Source organism: Pseudomonas sp. CFII68 (assembly GCF_000416195.1).
In the GTDB taxonomy this organism is placed as follows: Bacteria; Pseudomonadota; Gammaproteobacteria; order Pseudomonadales; family Pseudomonadaceae; genus Aquipseudomonas; species Aquipseudomonas kilonensis.
Genome location: NZ_ATLN01000092.1, coordinates 1 through 14,034, shown reverse-complemented (window position 1 = coordinate 14,034; position 14,034 = coordinate 1). Strand labels below are relative to the sequence as shown.

Here is a 14,034-nt window from a genome sequence, read left to right as displayed (position 1 = left end):
CTTTGAACCCTGCCCCGCGCCCCGGTAAGATGCCGGACGTATTTTTTCCACCTCGCTATTTCAGGAAACCGCCATGAGCATCAAATCGGACAAGTGGATTCGCCGCATGGCGCAAGAGCACGGCATGATCGAGCCCTTCGTCGAACGCCAGATGCGTGGCGAAGGCGCCGACCGGCTGATCTCCTTCGGTGTCTCCAGCTACGGCTACGACGTGCGCTGCGCCGACGAATTCAAGGTGTTCACCAATATCAATTCGGCTACCGTCGACCCGAAGAACTTCGACGAGAAGAGCTTCGTCGACGTCAAGAGCGACGTTTGCATCATCCCGCCGAACTCCTTCGCCCTGGCCCGCACCGTCGAGTACTTCCGCATTCCGCGCAACGTACTGACCATCTGCCTGGGCAAGAGCACCTATGCCCGTTGCGGCATCATCGTCAACGTCACGCCGCTGGAACCCGAGTGGGAAGGTCACGTGACCCTGGAATTTTCCAACACTACAACCCTGCCGGCGAAGATCTACGCCAACGAGGGTGTGGCGCAGATGCTGTTCCTGGAATCCGATGAAGAGTGTGAAGTTTCCTACAAGGATCGTGGCGGCAAGTACCAGGGCCAGCGCGGTGTGACGCTACCGCGTACCTGAATCTGACGAACTGTTGGAATTCCTGGGCGGGCAGACACTCTATTGCGTGTACTGCCCGTTTTTGCGTCAGCGCAACGGGCTTCGCCCAGGAGTTGCTCTATGAAGATCGATCCGCGAATCAGTGCCGAACTGGCAAGGCTTGAGCCCAACCAGATCGGCGTCATGGCCTGGTCGTTGCTGGCCCATCCTGTCGAAGCGGCGGGTGGCATCCCCGGCCAACCCGATCCTGACTCCCCCAACGAACAGCCTACCGAACCGGGCGAACCTACCCTGCCGGACGAGCCGCCTCCTGCGCCTGTTGCCTGATGAACCATGGCCCGTGTCCTGTTTTTTTCAGGCCACGGGCCATATTTCGTTATAGGTACTGAATCACTGATTTGTGAAGTTGTTGGATGTCGCCATGCCTGCCGTGTGCGTCCTGGAAGTCCTTCTCCAGTGACGACCATGGCGGGATGCGAAAGGTCTTATGCAAGGTATCGTGGCGAGCGTGCTTTTGTGGCGAGGGGATTTATCCCCGCTGGGCTGCGCAGCAGCCCCCAAAACCAGGCAACTCGGTGTGCCAGGAAGATTGAGTTGACTGCTTTAGGGCCGCTGCGCGCCCCAGCGGGGATAAATCCCCTCGCCACAGGGCCTTGTTCCCTGCGCGACAGCGCAGCGTCGAAGACGCGGCGGGGGCTCCCTCGCCACAAAAGCAGCGCCTGGCGCCGAATGCCAGTCAGTTAAGCAGCAAACCTGTGGGAGCAAAGCTTGCTCGCGATTGCGGTAAGCCAGCCGACTAAGATATTGGCGACTCTGCCGCTATCGCGAGCAAGCTTTGCTCCCACAGGATTTATGCCGTTTGTTCCTAACTGACAGGCATTGGCGCCAGGCGCTGCTTTTCAGGGGAGTCCGGAATTTATTTCAGGTTGCCACTGAGAAACTGCTTGAGCCGTTCGCTGGTGGGATTGCCCAATACGTCTTCCGGCCTGCCTTCTTCTTCCACCAGGCCCTGGTGCAGGAACAGCACCTGGTTCGAGACTTTGCGGGCGAAGCTCATTTCGTGGGTCACCATGATCATGGTCCGGCCTTCCTCAGCCAGGCCCTGGATCACCTTCAGCACTTCGCCCACCAGCTCCGGGTCCAGGGCCGAGGTGGGTTCGTCGAACAGCATCACCTCCGGCTCCATCGCCAGGGCGCGGGCAATGGCCACGCGCTGTTGCTGGCCGCCGGAGAGGAACGCCGGGTATTGCTCGGCGACGCGTGCCGGCAAGCCGACCTTGTCGAGGTAACGACGGGCGCGGTCATCCGCTTCCTGCTTGCTCACCCCCAACACCCGGCGCGGCGCCATGGTGATGTTCTCCAGCACGCTCATGTGGCTCCACAGGTTGAAGTGCTGGAACACCATGGCCAGGCGCGTGCGCAGGCGTTGCAGTTCGTCGGCGTCGGCCACGTGCATGCCGTGGCGGTCCTTGATCATCCGGATCGGCTGGCCGTCCAGGCTCATGGCGCCGTCGTTGGGTTGTTCCAGGAAGTTGATGCAGCGCAGAAAGGTACTTTTACCCGAGCCGCTGGCGCCGATGAGGCTGATGACGTCGCCGGTCTTGGCCTTGAGCGAAACGCCCTTGAGCACTTCATGTTCGCCATAGCTTTTGTGCAGGCCTTCGATGGTCAGTTTGTACATGGAGCATGCATCCTCAAGGCGAAAGTAGGTAGCCGCTGCGGTAGGCTTCGGTGCCGGCGACATGGGAGATCACCATGCCGGCCGTGGCCATGCGGCGCAGCGAACGGGCGTACAGCAGCCCGGCGTTACGGCAATGAACGGGGGTGACGGTGTCGTTGACCGGGTCGATGACTTCCGCGATCAGTTGCCCCGCCTCCAGGTATTCGCCGGGCAGCGCGCTGTAGACCAGCAACCCACCCACGGGCGTCGCCACCGGCTCGACCGCGGCCAGCGGCGTGGCCGGGTAGGGCAGTTCGGGCATGGGCGTCGGTTCGCCGTCGATGGCGCCGAAACGGATCAGGTATTGGATCAAGGCCTGGCAGTCGAGGCTCGCCAGCCCGTGGTTGACGTCACCCTGACCACGCAATTCCACAGTGACCGAAAAACTGCCCAGGGGAATCTCGAAGCGTTCGCCGAAGCGTTCCTTGAGTTGCCACCAGAGCAGGGTGAAGCATTCGTCGAACGATTGGCCGCCCGAATCGGTCGCCAGCAGGCTGGCCTCGGCACCGATGTAGCGGGCCAGCGGCTCGACCTGTGGCCAGGCTTCGGGCGTGGTGTAGAGGTGGGCCACGGCTTCGAAGTCGCAATGCAGGTCCAGCACCATGTCGGCGTCGCAGGCCAGCCGCTGCAGGGCCAGGCGCAGGGATTGCAATTGCGTGCCTGGGGTCTGTCGGGCGAGGGCATCGCGCAGGCTGGTACGGATCAGCATCAGGTTGTGCTGCGGATCGTCGGTGAGCAGGTCCTGGATTTCGTTGCCGATCTCTTCGCTCAGGTCGACGAAGCGGCGGTTGAAGTTCTGCCCGCTCTCGGTTTCGTAGCGGCCCAGGGGCACGTCCATCAGCACTTGTTCGAGGCCGATGGGGTTGGCGACGGGCACCAGCACGATCTCGTGCCGCAGGTGGCCCGACGCTTCGAGTTCGGCCAGGCGCTGCTTGAGATGCCAGGCGACCAGCATGCCCGGCAGTTCATCGGCGTGCAGGGACGCCTGGATATAGATTTTGCCGACGGCTTTTTCCGGGCCGAAGTGGAAGCTGTGGATCTTGCGTGCGGTCCCCGGTACCGGGGCCAGCAGGTCATGGATCTGGTGGCGCATGTGCGTGTGTGTCCTGGAACAAAAGCCCTAGTGGGTCGGCCCGAGAAAGGCCAGCCAGCGGCGTTCGGCGAGGCGGAAGAGGCCCACCAGTGCAAAGGTGACGGTCAGGTAGATCAACGCGGCGATCCCGAACGACTGGAACGTCAGGAACGTCGCCGAGTTGGCATCCCGGGCGACTTTCAGCACGTCTGGAACGGTAGCGGTGAATGCCACGGTCGTCGAGTGCAGCATCAAGATGACTTCGTTGCTGTAATACGGCAGCGAGCGGCGCAGCGCCGACGGCATGATCACGTAGGTGTACAGCTTCCAACCGGTCAGGCCGTAGGCCTTGGCTGCTTCCACTTCGCCATGGTTCATGCTGCGAATCGCCCCGGCGAAAATTTCCGTGGTGTAGGCGCAGGTGTTCAAGGCGAAGGCGAGGATCGTGCAGTTCATCGCATCGCGAAAGAAGCTGTCGAGCATGGGTTGGGCGCGCACCGCCGCGATGCTGTAGATGCCGGTGTAGCAGATCAGCAGTTGGATATAGAGCGGTGTGCCCCGGAACAGATAGGTGTAGAACTGCACCGGCCAGCGGACGTAGAACTTGGGTGAAACCCGGGCGATGGACAGCGGGATCGACACCACGAAACCGATCAGCAGCGAGGCGCTGAGCAGCCATAGGGTCATCGCCAGGCCCGTGACGTTGACGCCATCGCTGTAAAGGAATGGCCGCCAGTACTCTTGCAGAAGTTCGATCATCGCACCGCCTCCCGGGCGCCGGCGGCGTAACGGCGTTCAAGCCAGCGCAGGATGACGTTGGACGCGCTGGTGATCAGCAAATAGATCAATGCCGCCAGTACCAGGAAGTAAAACAATTGGTAGGTGCTCTTGCCCGCATCCTGGGCCGCCTTGACCAGGTCGGCCAGGCCGATGATCGACACCAGCGCGGTGGCCTTGAGCATCACCATCCAGTTGTTGCCGATACCCGGCAGGGCGAAGCGCATCATTTGTGGAAACACCACGAAGCGAAAGCGCTGGCCACGCTTGAGGCCGTAGGCCGTGGCGGCTTCGACCTGGCCCCGGGGGACCGAGAGGATCGCGCCGCGAAAGGTTTCGGTGAAGTACGCGCCATAGATGAAGCCCAGGGTGATCACCCCGGCGCCGAATGGGTTGATCTCGATGTATTCCCATTCCATGAAGTCGGTAAACGAGGTCAGCCAGGTTTGCAGGCTGTAGAAGATCAGCAGCATCAGCACCAGGTCCGGCACGCCGCGGATCAGCGTGGTGTAGAGCAGGGCAGGGATTCGCAGCAGTTTGACGCTGGACAGCTTGGCGCTGGCGCCCAACAGGCCGAGCAAGACGCTCAACAGCAGGGACAGGGCCGACAGCTTGATGGTCATCCAGGTGCCTTGCATCAGCAGCGGGCCAAAGCCCTGCAGGCTGAAGGCAGAGAGCCCCAGATTTTGTAGGAGTTGTTCGAACATGGAAGAAAGCCTTTGGCAGGAGAAAAGCGCCCATCCGAGACCGGATGGGCGCAGCGCATTATTTGCCGCTGTACAGATTCAGATCGCCAAAGTGTTTTTTCTGGATCTCGGCGTACTTGCCGTCGTCGTGTAACGCTTTGATACCTTTATCCAAAAGTGCCTTCAGCTCACTGTTACCTTTCTTGATACCGATGGCGGTCTTGGATGGCAGCAGTTCGCTGTCCACCGGCTTGCTGACTTCGTAGCCTTCACCTTTTGGCGACTTCAGGAAGCCCAGCTCTGCCTGCAGCATGTCCTGGATCGCCGCGTCGAGGCGGCCGGAGGTCAGGTCGGCATAAACCTGGTCCTGGTTCTGGTAGGCCTGGGTCTTGACGCCAGCCTTGTCCAGCACGGCCTTGGCATAGGCTTCCTGGATGGTGCCTTGCTCGTAGCCGACGGTCTTGCCTTTGAGCGAGGCAACGTCTTCGCTCAGGCCCGAGCCCTTCTTGAATACATAGGCGGTTGGGCCGGAGAACAGCTCGCTGGAGAAGTCGATGGCTTTTTCACGGGCCGGGGTAACGGTCATGGAGGAGATCACGCCGTCGAATTTATTGGCCTTGAGGCCCGGGATCATGCCGTCGAAATCGCTTTCGACCCATTTGCATTTGACCTTCAGCTCTTCGCAGATCGCATTGCCCAGATCGATGTCGAAACCGACCAGGCTGCCGTCGGCGGCCTTGGACTCAAACGGGGCGTAGGAAGGGTCGACACCAAAACGCAGTTCCTTGTATTCCTTGGCCGTGGCGACGCCAGCAGCCATGCACAACGCCAGTGCAGAAAGGGTCAGCAGTGCTTTTTTCATTATTCAATCCCTAAAACCAATATGAGCGCTTGTGGCGCGTAAGTATTGTTACCGGTGAAGGCGAGAACGGTATGACGGCATAAAGGTAGCAATTTCCGAACCAGAGTGCCGAACAAGTGTTTTAAAAGCTTCGGCGGCAGGCAGCGGAATGCGATGGTGCGCGGGGATGAGCGTACATCAAAAGCTGCACCAGGATAGAGCAGGCTCTACTGGGCAAAGCCCATGTGGCGAGGGGATTGTCGGGCTGCATAGCGACCCTGAAACCAGGCATCACGATATTCAGGCGAGTTGGAGCTGTAGGCGCTGTAGGAGCTGACGAGTGCAACGAGGCTGCGATCTTTCCCCTGACGCTTGAATCTCAAGCGAAAGATCAAAAGATCAAAAGATCGCAGCCTTCGGCAGCTCCTACAGGGCAATGAACAGCCTGTTGTTATTTACCGGGCACCAGGGTCAACCGCGTCTTGCCATAGCCGCGATCGAAATTCTGCGATTGCAACGGCAAGCTCTGGTACTGCCCCTTGATCCACGGATCGATGCCATTGGCATAGTTCGGGCTGACCGGGTTGCCGGACTGTCCGGCGCCATCCTGGATCATCAACGGTTCAGGCTGGCCGAAGTCGACGATAAAGCGCATGGCTGGCGCCAGGGTGGTGTTGAAATCCTGCCCCCCAGCGAACGCTGCGGTGTTGAGCGTGCTGGCGTCGCCACCGGCCGGCAGCGGGCCGCGTACGATGTGGCCGTTGCTATTCTTCCACGCGTAGCGATGCAACTGGCCCCACTGCCAAGCCTTGTGGTCACCGCCCAACTGGCTTTCACCGGCGCTGATGGTGGCGGCCAGGCTGCGGGCGAGGATGACGGCCTTGTCTTCTTTCTGAGGTGTGCGCACATCGTCCCAGAACGGGCTGTCTTCACGCCCCAGCAGATGATCGGCCTGGGCCGAGTAGGACAATTGGCCGTTGGCAACCAGCGCCTGCCACGCCGGGCTGCTGTCCGGGCCCAGCTCGTCGAGGAAAATCTGCTTCATGCTTTCCTGCAGGAACAGCTCATAGATCGCCGCGTCGGTGGAGGTCGGGCTGAGCCGGCCATCGAATGCCATCAAGCGGGTATAGGCCTCGTGGGCCTTGGCCCGGTCAGCCATCGGCAGGGCTTCGATCGCCTGTTTGAGCGGCTGGGCCATGCCCGGTGCCTCGAAAACTTTCTTGAGCTTGGCCGCGAAGGTCGTGCCCTGGTCGTATTGCATGGCGGTCAGGCTGCGGGTGTCGTGCTTGCCCGCGCCGGCCAGTTCGGCCATGCGTTCGCCACGCTCCGGTGCGGCCCAGGAGTTGGACAACTGCATGCCATAGCCGTGGGGAATGACCCGTTGGTTGGCCGTGCCAAGCCAGCCCTGGGCCGGGTCCTGATCGTAGGGGTGCAGCATGGGGTCGGCGTAACCGTCCCAATCGTAGCGACCGTCCCAGCCCGGCGACGGCAACAGGCCTTCGCCTTCACGGCGGTTTGGATAGCGACCGGTGACTTGCCAACCGATATGGCTGGCGTCGGCAAATACCAGGTTCACGGCCATGGCGCGGATTTCCCGGCTGGCGTCGGAGGCTTTCTCGACGTTCTGTGCCCGGGACAGGTCGAAGAAGGCATCCAGGGTCTTGTCGTCGCTGAAGCTTGGCGTCTGCAAGGCCAGGCCAAAGCCGTTGGCCATGGCTGGGCCCTGGGCGCTGTTGAGCAGCGGGCCGTGGCGGGTCTCGAACACCGCTTCACGAATCGGCCGCTGGCCTTTGATGAAATAGGTTTCGTTGCGCACGATTGCCGGCTGCCATTTGCCGTTGACTTCATAGGACAGGCTGTTGCCCTGGCGGCGGATTTTTTCCAGGAACAGGTCCTGGTTGTCCCCCAGTACGCTGGTCATGCTCCAGGCCACTTTGCCGTTGAACCCGGCCAGGATCATCGGGATGCCCGCCACGGAAATCCCGGCCGCCTGGTACTTGGGCGCGCGGATCTGTACGGGGCTCCACAGCCCCGGCATGCCCAGCGGCCCATGGCTGTCGCTGGCCAGCAGGCTCTTGCCGCTGCGGCTGCGTTGCGGCGCGATGGCCCAGTTGCTCGAAGACGCCGCGCTCAAAAGGTTCAGCTCGGCCAACTGGCGGGTGGCCTTGCTGATCTCGTTCAGGCCCGGAATCTGGCCGTTGAGCCGCAAGCCCTGGAGTTTGTCGGCCTCGGCCACGGGCAGTGGTTCGTCTGGATAGGACGGGTTCAGCCAGGCGAGTTTGTCGTTGGTGACGGTCTGGGCCAGTACCAGGCTGGCGATTTCTTCCGGCAGGTTGGCCGACTGGCTGAAATTCAGCAGGCAGAACATCAGCGCCGAGTCTTCCGGTTTCCAGTATTCGGGTTTGTAACCGGTGGCGGCCAGGTCCGACGGCAACTTGTCGCGGTAGCGGAACAGGTAGGCGTTGACGCCGCGGGCATAGACTTCGAAGAAGCGCTTGAGTCGTGGCGAAGACGCCTTGTACAGCTCGTCGGCGTTTTTCTTCAGGTTGACGGCGCGCATGTAGCGGTCGACGTCCAGCCGTTCGGCGCCGGACATCTCTGCCAGCCGCCCCTGGGCCAGCAGGCGCAGGGTGACCATCTGGGTGATGCGATCGCTGGCGTGGACGTAGCCGAGGGTGAACAGGGCGTCATGGAAGCTGTTGCTTTCGATCAGCGGCATGCCCGTGGCATTGCGCCGGACCGAGACGTTCTGCGCCAGCCCCTTGAGCGGCTGCACGCCGGAAGTCGGCGGGACAGTGTCCTGGGCATTCCAGGTCTGGCATCCGCTCAAACCGAGCACACTGGCCACTGCGGCGGCAACGCCGAGCCGGGGAATAAGGGAAATAGAGGCTGGCGAGGCCATGGCAAAGCTCCTGCGGGAGGGGGGTGGCACCAATAAAGGCGCTACGTTAGTGAGCAGGCGGGGGCCGCGCAAGCGGGGGCGAGGGTTATTTGTTGATTTGGCGATGAAACCCCGGTTTACGGGGGCAGCCTACCCAAAGACTTGCCTGAAAGAAGCCCAGATGCTCAAAGTGGAGGGGGACCCAATGACTGAACAAGAGAAAACCGGCATGGAGCTACAACACAACGCAGCGCTGATCCTCATCGATCAACAAAAAGGCATCCTGCATCCCAGGCTCGGCCCTCGCAACAATCCCGAGGCAGAGCTGCGCATGCTGGAGCTACTGGCTTTATGGCGACACACGGCGCGACCGGTGATTCACGTCCACCACTTGTCCCGCTCGCCGGACTCGGTGTTCTGGCCGGGGCAGTCGGGCGTGGAGGTCCAGCCACGGTTCGAGCCGCTGGCGGGGGAATGGCGGGTGCAAAAACAGGTGCCGGATGCGTTCAGTGGCACGCGCCTGGAGGAAGACCTGCGCAGGGCGGGCGTCGGGCAACTGGTGATCGTCGGCGTGGCGACGAACAACTCGGTGGAGTCCACGGCGCGTACGGCCGGCAACCTGGGATTCGACACGTGGGTGGCCGAGGATGCCTGCTTTACCTTCGACAAGGCCGATTACTTCGGCAACGCCCGTTCGGCTGCCGAGGTGCATGCCATGTCCCTGGGCAACTTGCATGGCGAGTATGCGACGGTGGTGGGTGTGGAGCGGATTCTGCAGGCGGGCTGACAGACAGGTGCTGAATGTGCCGGCCTCATCGCGAGCAGGCTCGCTCCCACATTGATTCTGCGGCGATCAGTAAATATCGCTTCGGCGCAATCCTCCCTGTGGGAGCGGGCTTGCTCGCGATGAGGGAGTGTCAGGTTAGTCAATGTCAGCTGACCCACCGCATTCGCGAGCAAGCCCGCTCCCACACCGGTTCCGCGGCGACCGTTAGATATCGCTTCGGCGCATTTCCTTGTGGGAGCGAGCTTGCTCCGGGCGGCGATCCGACGATGACGGTCTAACAGGCGAAAAAGTTTTTCGCCCGGACCCTCAAGCCCCGTGGCACTTCTTGAATTTCTTGCCATTGCCGCATGGGCAAGGGTCGTTGCGGCCGACATCCTTCAGGGCGTTGCGCACCGGTTCCTGGTGGGCGTGGCCGCAGTTCGGACCGTGGACATGGCCGTGGTCATGATCGTGATCGTGATGATGGTCGTGATCGTGGTTGCAATCAGGGCCATGGACGTGGGGTTGTTGGGTCATCGAGGTTACTCCGCAATAAAATCGGCGGCGATTATCACGCCATTGCGTTCCAGGTGCACGTAGTCGGCGATGAATAATCCGGTTTCCAGCTCACCTTCCAGACGATAGGGGATCTGTTCCCGGGGTTTTTCCAGCAACTTCACCACATCCCGCACCTGCGGCCACAGGTTGGTGCGGATCGGCACTTTGAAATAGGCGCTGTGCCGGGGGCGCACGGTGAACCAGTGTTCATGCTCACCTTCGGTCAGCAACAGGTCGCCCAGGTGGATGCGGTAGGTCAGGCCGCGAACGGTCAGGTCGCTGTCGCCGGGGTTGTCGACGCGAAAGTGCAGCGTGAACTTCTGCTCCAGCAGTCGGGCCCGCACCACCTCGACCTTGACCAGATGCACCTGTGGTTCAGGCGCTTGCTCACCTCGCCAGGACGCGCAGCCGCCGAGCCCGACGAGCAGCAGCAGGCAGGTGATGCGTAGCAAGAATGATGGAGCGGTCATGTCCGTGCCTCTGGTTTACCCCCAGTCTAGCCCTCTGGGCCGATGGATGAGCGTCGGACATTGGCGAAATCAACGATTGAAGTAGCCGGCGCAGCACTTCTTGAATTTATGCCCGCTGCCGCACGGGCAGCCGTCGTTGCGGCCCGTCTTGACCGGCACCGTTGGGTCGATGAAGTACCAGTGCCCGGTGTTCTGCACGAACGAGGACTGTTCACGGTGGCTATGCTCGCCCTGGCCGTCGTGCCAGCGTGCCGTGAACGTGACAAAGGCGTGTTCCGGTTGACCGCCGAACACTTCGCTGCTTTCCACGTCCAGCCCCAACCACGTGCTGTTGGCGCTCCATTCGCTGATCGACTGGCGATCAAGGCCTTGCTGCTGGGCGGGCAGGGTGGTGGCGACCAGATAATCCACCAGGCCCAACACATAGGCGCTATAGCGCGAGCGCATCAAGGCTTCGGCGCAGGGCGCCGGGTGACCGTCGTGGTAGTGGCCGCAGCAGGCGTCCAGTGAGTTGCCACTGCCGCAGGGGCAAATGGGTGTGTGCGGGCTTGTGTTCACGGTTACCACCAATATTTTCCAAAATTTTCCGGGTTGGCCCAAAAGCGCGAGTTGAGCCAGTCGGGGACTTGTTTGTATTCAAGCAGATCGTAGGTGAACAGGGTCAACACCTGATCTTCGCGCTGGAATCGTTCGCTGGCTTGCAGGGCCAGGGAAAAAAAGTCCGTCTCTTGCCAGCCGCAGGCGTTGAGGTCTGCCAGCACGGCGATGCGGCTTGCGTTCAGATTGCGAATGCCGCCCAACAGGTTCAGACCGTCGCGCTTGGGCAAATGCTCCAGGCAATCGAGCGCCAGGGCCAGGTCAAAACGCCGCGCCGCCACGTCCGCCGGCAGCGCGCCGGGGCCGGCGTGGATCACTTCGGTGTCGGGGTGGGCCTGCTGGAATGCTTCGAGTGCGGGAAAGTCGCTGGCACCGATCAGCAGCAGTGTTTGCGGGGCATAACGGTCAAGCACGGCCGCCAGGGCTTGCTGGGGCGTACGCGAAGAAATGGCAACGGTCATCGAAGTTCCTCAGTCAGAACCACCACGATAGCCTGCCCGGACATCGTGGCCTAGAGCGGTTTGTCCAAGAATGTGCGCAAACGTCGCAAACACGGGGCGAAAACCCGCGATTGCTCAGGCTGGCGCGGATTCGAAGACGGGTCTTTACTCCCCTGAATCGGCGCAAGGCCGATCTCTCAAGGAGAAACCCGATGAGCATAGTTCGGACAGCGTTACCCCTGGTTCTGCTAACCAGTGTGTTGACTGGTTGTGCAGGTTTGCAGAAAACCGACTGGCCGACCTGTGCAGCAGTCGGCGGTGCGATCGGTGCGGGATTAGGCGCCATAGAAAGTACTTCTTGGGCGGGCGGCGGCGCGCTGTACGTTGGCGGCATGGCGGCAGCTTATTGCTGGGTGCACGGCGATGGCGACGAAGATGGCGATGGCGTGCCGGACAGCCGCGACAAGTGCCCGGGCACACCGAAGGGCGTGCAGGTCGATGCTGACGGCTGCCCGCCACCTGTCCCAGCGCCAGTGGTTGAAGAGGCCGTGGTGGTCAAGGAAGAAACCATCGTGATCCGCGATGTGCACTTTGAGTTCAACAAAGCCACGCTGACCCCGGCCGACAAGGATGTGCTGAGCACGGTCGCCACCCGGCTGAAACAGGAAACGTCCACCGCGCAACTGCGGGTCACCGGCCATACCGACAGTGTCGGCAGCGATGCCTATAACCAACGGTTGTCGGAGAAACGGGCCAACTCGGTGGTGCAATACCTGGTCGAAAACGGCGTACCGCGTGCCAGTTTTGTCTCGGTGTCCGGTGCCGGAGAGAGCCAGCCGGTGGCCGATAACAAGACCGCCGACGGCCGCGCGATGAACCGTCGCACGGAAATCAGGATAAACCGCTGAAACCCTTGCCATTCGCGGCTTGTAGAGTTGCGGATGCGGGTCTTTACTCCTGTGTGACCGGTATGGGCCGGTGACACAGGAGCCTTCACCATGAACGTTCTAATCAGGGCCGCCTTACCGGTACTGCTGGCGAGCAGTCTGTTGTCCGGCTGCGCCACTCACAGCGACGGTAGCGCACCTCTCAACCAACGCACCTGGCCAATCTGTAGCCTGATCGGCGGTCTCGTCGGTGGCGGGTTGGGCGCCATTGAAAGCAGCGGCTGGGCCGCCGGTGGCGCCGCGTTGGGGCTACTGGGCGGTGGCTTGATCTGCTACGCCCAGGATGGCGATGAAGATGACGACGGTGTGTTCGACCGCCGCGACCGTTGTCCCGATACCCCGGCCAATACCCCTGTCGAACATCACGGCTGTCCGATGCCGCAATACCCGGCCAGCGCGCCACCGGTCGAACCGCAGGCCCCGGCTAGCGAGGTCATCACCCTCAACGACGCCGGCAAGGTGCTGTTCGATTTCGACAAGTCCGATCTCACCGCAGAAGCTCGCAGCCAGCTCGATGGGCTGATGAGCAAACTCGGCCATGCCAATGTCGCCAGCATCCGGGTGGTGGGCCACACCGACGGTGTCGGCAGTGATGCCTATAACCAGGGGCTGTCCGAGCGTCGGGCCAGCAGCGTCGTGGAGTATTTGCTGGCGCAGGGGCTGGCCCCCGACAAACTCACCAGCGAAGGCAAAGGCGAAAGCGAGCCGGTGGCCGACAATGAGACCGACGAAGGGCGGGCGCAGAACCGTCGGGTTGAACTGCATATCCAGCGTTGAAGCGCGGGCCAGGGCTGCCGGGTCGTCGGTAAGGCGATCCGGGGCTCGGGTCAGATTAAATTTGCCTGGCCCTCTGGCTTATCCTGCGCGCAAGCCGTTACTGTGCGCGCAAAGAATAATTCCCGATCAGGGGGGCGTATGAAGGTGTTTTGGGGGCTGGGGCGCTTGCTGACCCTGCTGTTCTGGCTGGTGGTGCTGGTCAATCTGGTCGTGCCGTTCGTCCATCCGCTGCATCTGCTGGTCAATGTCGCTGGCGCGTTTTTGCTGGTGCTGCACCTGCTGGAGCTGCTGTTCTTCCGGGCCAGTTTCCGTGGCCGCCCCGCGCCTGGCCGTGATCGCCTCAGAGTGCTGCTGTTCGGCATCTTCCACCTGCAAACCCTCCCGACCGCGCCAGAGGCTTCCCATGCGTAAATTGTGTCTGCTCGCCGCACTCGTATGCCCGTGGGCTTCGGCCCAGGTGGTCCAGGTAGAAAGCCATTCGTTAATGCGCCTGCCCAACACCACCGGCACCCTGGTCCTTGAGCGACTGGACGTGGCCGACTACGGCACGCTGCTGGTGCCTTCCAATGTCACTGAACTGACCATCGACCAATTGCACCTGGGGCGTGAGGCGCGGATCGCCATCGTGCCGGCGCAGCAGGTATTGGAAATGAAAGTGGCCCAGGCTGAGCTGGCCGAGGGCAGCCAGATCACTGCACGCGGCGCACCGGGTACCTACACCAAGGCGGCGCGGCGGGGGCGTGATCTCAACCTGCAGTTCAAGGCGTTGAATGCGCCGCTGTTGTCGGTGGATGCCCGCGGTGGTGCCGGTGCGCCGGGTTTCGTCGGCCTTGACGGTGCCAATGGCCAGGCGCCGGGCTGCACCTGGGGTTCGGCCGGTCGC

The 14,034-nt window shown here is 61.9% G+C and carries 16 protein-coding genes and 1 pseudogene; 7 read left to right on the top strand and 10 right to left on the bottom strand.

Features of this window, described 5'->3' with window-relative positions; translation table 11 throughout:
- Nucleotides 1–73: 73 nt before the first annotated feature.
- Nucleotides 74–640: a dCTP deaminase gene (dcd, locus tag CFII68_RS12665; protein ID WP_003184751.1), complete on the top strand. Its 567-nt coding sequence runs from the start codon at nucleotides 74–76 to the stop codon at nucleotides 638–640.
- A 99-nt stretch (nucleotides 641–739) separates the two neighbouring features.
- Complete coding sequence (locus tag CFII68_RS12670) at nucleotides 740–946, top strand: hypothetical protein (protein WP_018607786.1); 207 nt, start codon at nucleotides 740–742, stop codon at nucleotides 944–946.
- Nucleotides 947–1,535: 589 nt separating this feature from the next.
- Here CFII68_RS12670 and CFII68_RS12675 read toward each other — a convergent pair.
- From CFII68_RS12675 to CFII68_RS12700, 6 genes are all read right to left on the bottom strand, one after another.
- A complete protein-coding gene (locus CFII68_RS12675) occupies nucleotides 1,536–2,300 on the bottom strand; it encodes an ABC transporter ATP-binding protein (protein ID WP_014336859.1) in 765 nt (254 codons plus the stop codon).
- A gap of 13 nt (nucleotides 2,301–2,313) precedes the next feature.
- Nucleotides 2,314–3,432, bottom strand: a complete 1,119-nt coding sequence (locus tag CFII68_RS12680; RefSeq protein ID WP_018607783.1) for a succinylglutamate desuccinylase/aspartoacylase family protein — start codon at nucleotides 3,430–3,432, stop codon at nucleotides 2,314–2,316.
- Between the two features lie 27 nt (nucleotides 3,433–3,459).
- Nucleotides 3,460–4,170 carry an ABC transporter permease gene (locus CFII68_RS12685; RefSeq protein ID WP_018607780.1) on the bottom strand — a complete coding sequence of 237 codons (711 nt, stop codon included), beginning with the start codon at nucleotides 4,168–4,170 and terminating at the stop codon, nucleotides 3,460–3,462.
- Nucleotides 4,167–4,895 (bottom strand): ABC transporter permease, encoded by a 729-nt coding sequence (locus tag CFII68_RS12690; RefSeq protein WP_018607778.1) that lies wholly within the window; start codon nucleotides 4,893–4,895, stop codon nucleotides 4,167–4,169. The genes CFII68_RS12685 and CFII68_RS12690 overlap by 4 nt, the downstream gene beginning before the upstream one ends.
- A 58-nt stretch (nucleotides 4,896–4,953) precedes the next feature.
- Nucleotides 4,954–5,736 (bottom strand): transporter substrate-binding domain-containing protein, encoded by a 783-nt coding sequence (locus tag CFII68_RS12695; protein ID WP_018607777.1) that lies wholly within the window; start codon nucleotides 5,734–5,736, stop codon nucleotides 4,954–4,956.
- Between the two features lie 430 nt (nucleotides 5,737–6,166).
- On the bottom strand, nucleotides 6,167–8,617 hold the full coding sequence (locus tag CFII68_RS12700) for a penicillin acylase family protein (protein ID WP_018607776.1): 2,451 nt from the start codon (nucleotides 8,615–8,617) through the stop codon (nucleotides 6,167–6,169).
- Between the two features lie 208 nt (nucleotides 8,618–8,825).
- Between CFII68_RS12700 and CFII68_RS12705 the strand changes: the two genes are divergently transcribed.
- On the top strand, nucleotides 8,826–9,383 hold the full coding sequence (locus CFII68_RS12705) for a cysteine hydrolase family protein (protein WP_033062679.1): 558 nt from the start codon (nucleotides 8,826–8,828) through the stop codon (nucleotides 9,381–9,383).
- 306 nt (nucleotides 9,384–9,689) lie between these two features.
- Here CFII68_RS12705 and CFII68_RS12710 read toward each other — a convergent pair whose 3' ends face one another.
- The 4 genes from CFII68_RS12710 to CFII68_RS12725 form a co-directional block, all read right to left on the bottom strand.
- Nucleotides 9,690–9,899, bottom strand: coding sequence for an SEC-C metal-binding domain-containing protein (locus CFII68_RS12710; protein WP_018607772.1), 210 nt, complete (start codon nucleotides 9,897–9,899; stop codon nucleotides 9,690–9,692).
- A gap of 5 nt (nucleotides 9,900–9,904) precedes the next feature.
- Nucleotides 9,905–10,390 (bottom strand): LEA type 2 family protein, encoded by a 486-nt coding sequence (locus CFII68_RS12715; protein ID WP_018607771.1) that lies wholly within the window; start codon nucleotides 10,388–10,390, stop codon nucleotides 9,905–9,907.
- 69 nt (nucleotides 10,391–10,459) lie between these two features.
- Nucleotides 10,460–10,948 (bottom strand): YchJ family protein, encoded by a 489-nt coding sequence (locus CFII68_RS12720; RefSeq protein ID WP_033062678.1) that lies wholly within the window; start codon nucleotides 10,946–10,948, stop codon nucleotides 10,460–10,462.
- Between the two features lie 2 nt (nucleotides 10,949–10,950).
- Entirely contained in the window at nucleotides 10,951–11,448 is a 498-nt protein-coding gene (locus CFII68_RS12725) for a DUF6231 family protein (RefSeq protein ID WP_018607768.1), read from the bottom strand.
- A 191-nt stretch (nucleotides 11,449–11,639) separates the two neighbouring features.
- On the opposite strand from CFII68_RS12725, the gene CFII68_RS0126025 reads away from it, so the two are divergent.
- From CFII68_RS0126025 to CFII68_RS12740, 4 genes and pseudogenes are all read left to right on the top strand, one after another.
- Nucleotides 11,640–12,335: an OmpA family protein gene (locus CFII68_RS0126025; protein ID WP_024619901.1), complete on the top strand. Its 696-nt coding sequence runs from the start codon at nucleotides 11,640–11,642 to the stop codon at nucleotides 12,333–12,335.
- A 90-nt stretch (nucleotides 12,336–12,425) separates the two neighbouring features.
- Complete coding sequence (locus CFII68_RS12730; protein WP_018607764.1) at nucleotides 12,426–13,151, top strand: OmpA family protein; 726 nt, start codon at nucleotides 12,426–12,428, stop codon at nucleotides 13,149–13,151.
- Nucleotides 13,152–13,289: 138 nt separating this feature from the next.
- Nucleotides 13,290–13,562, top strand: a complete 273-nt coding sequence (locus CFII68_RS12735) for a DUF1145 domain-containing protein (protein WP_018607762.1) — start codon at nucleotides 13,290–13,292, stop codon at nucleotides 13,560–13,562.
- Nucleotides 13,555–14,034: pseudogene (locus CFII68_RS12740) on the top strand (collagen-like protein); the annotation flags it as partial. The gene CFII68_RS12735 and the pseudogene CFII68_RS12740, both read left to right, overlap by 8 nt.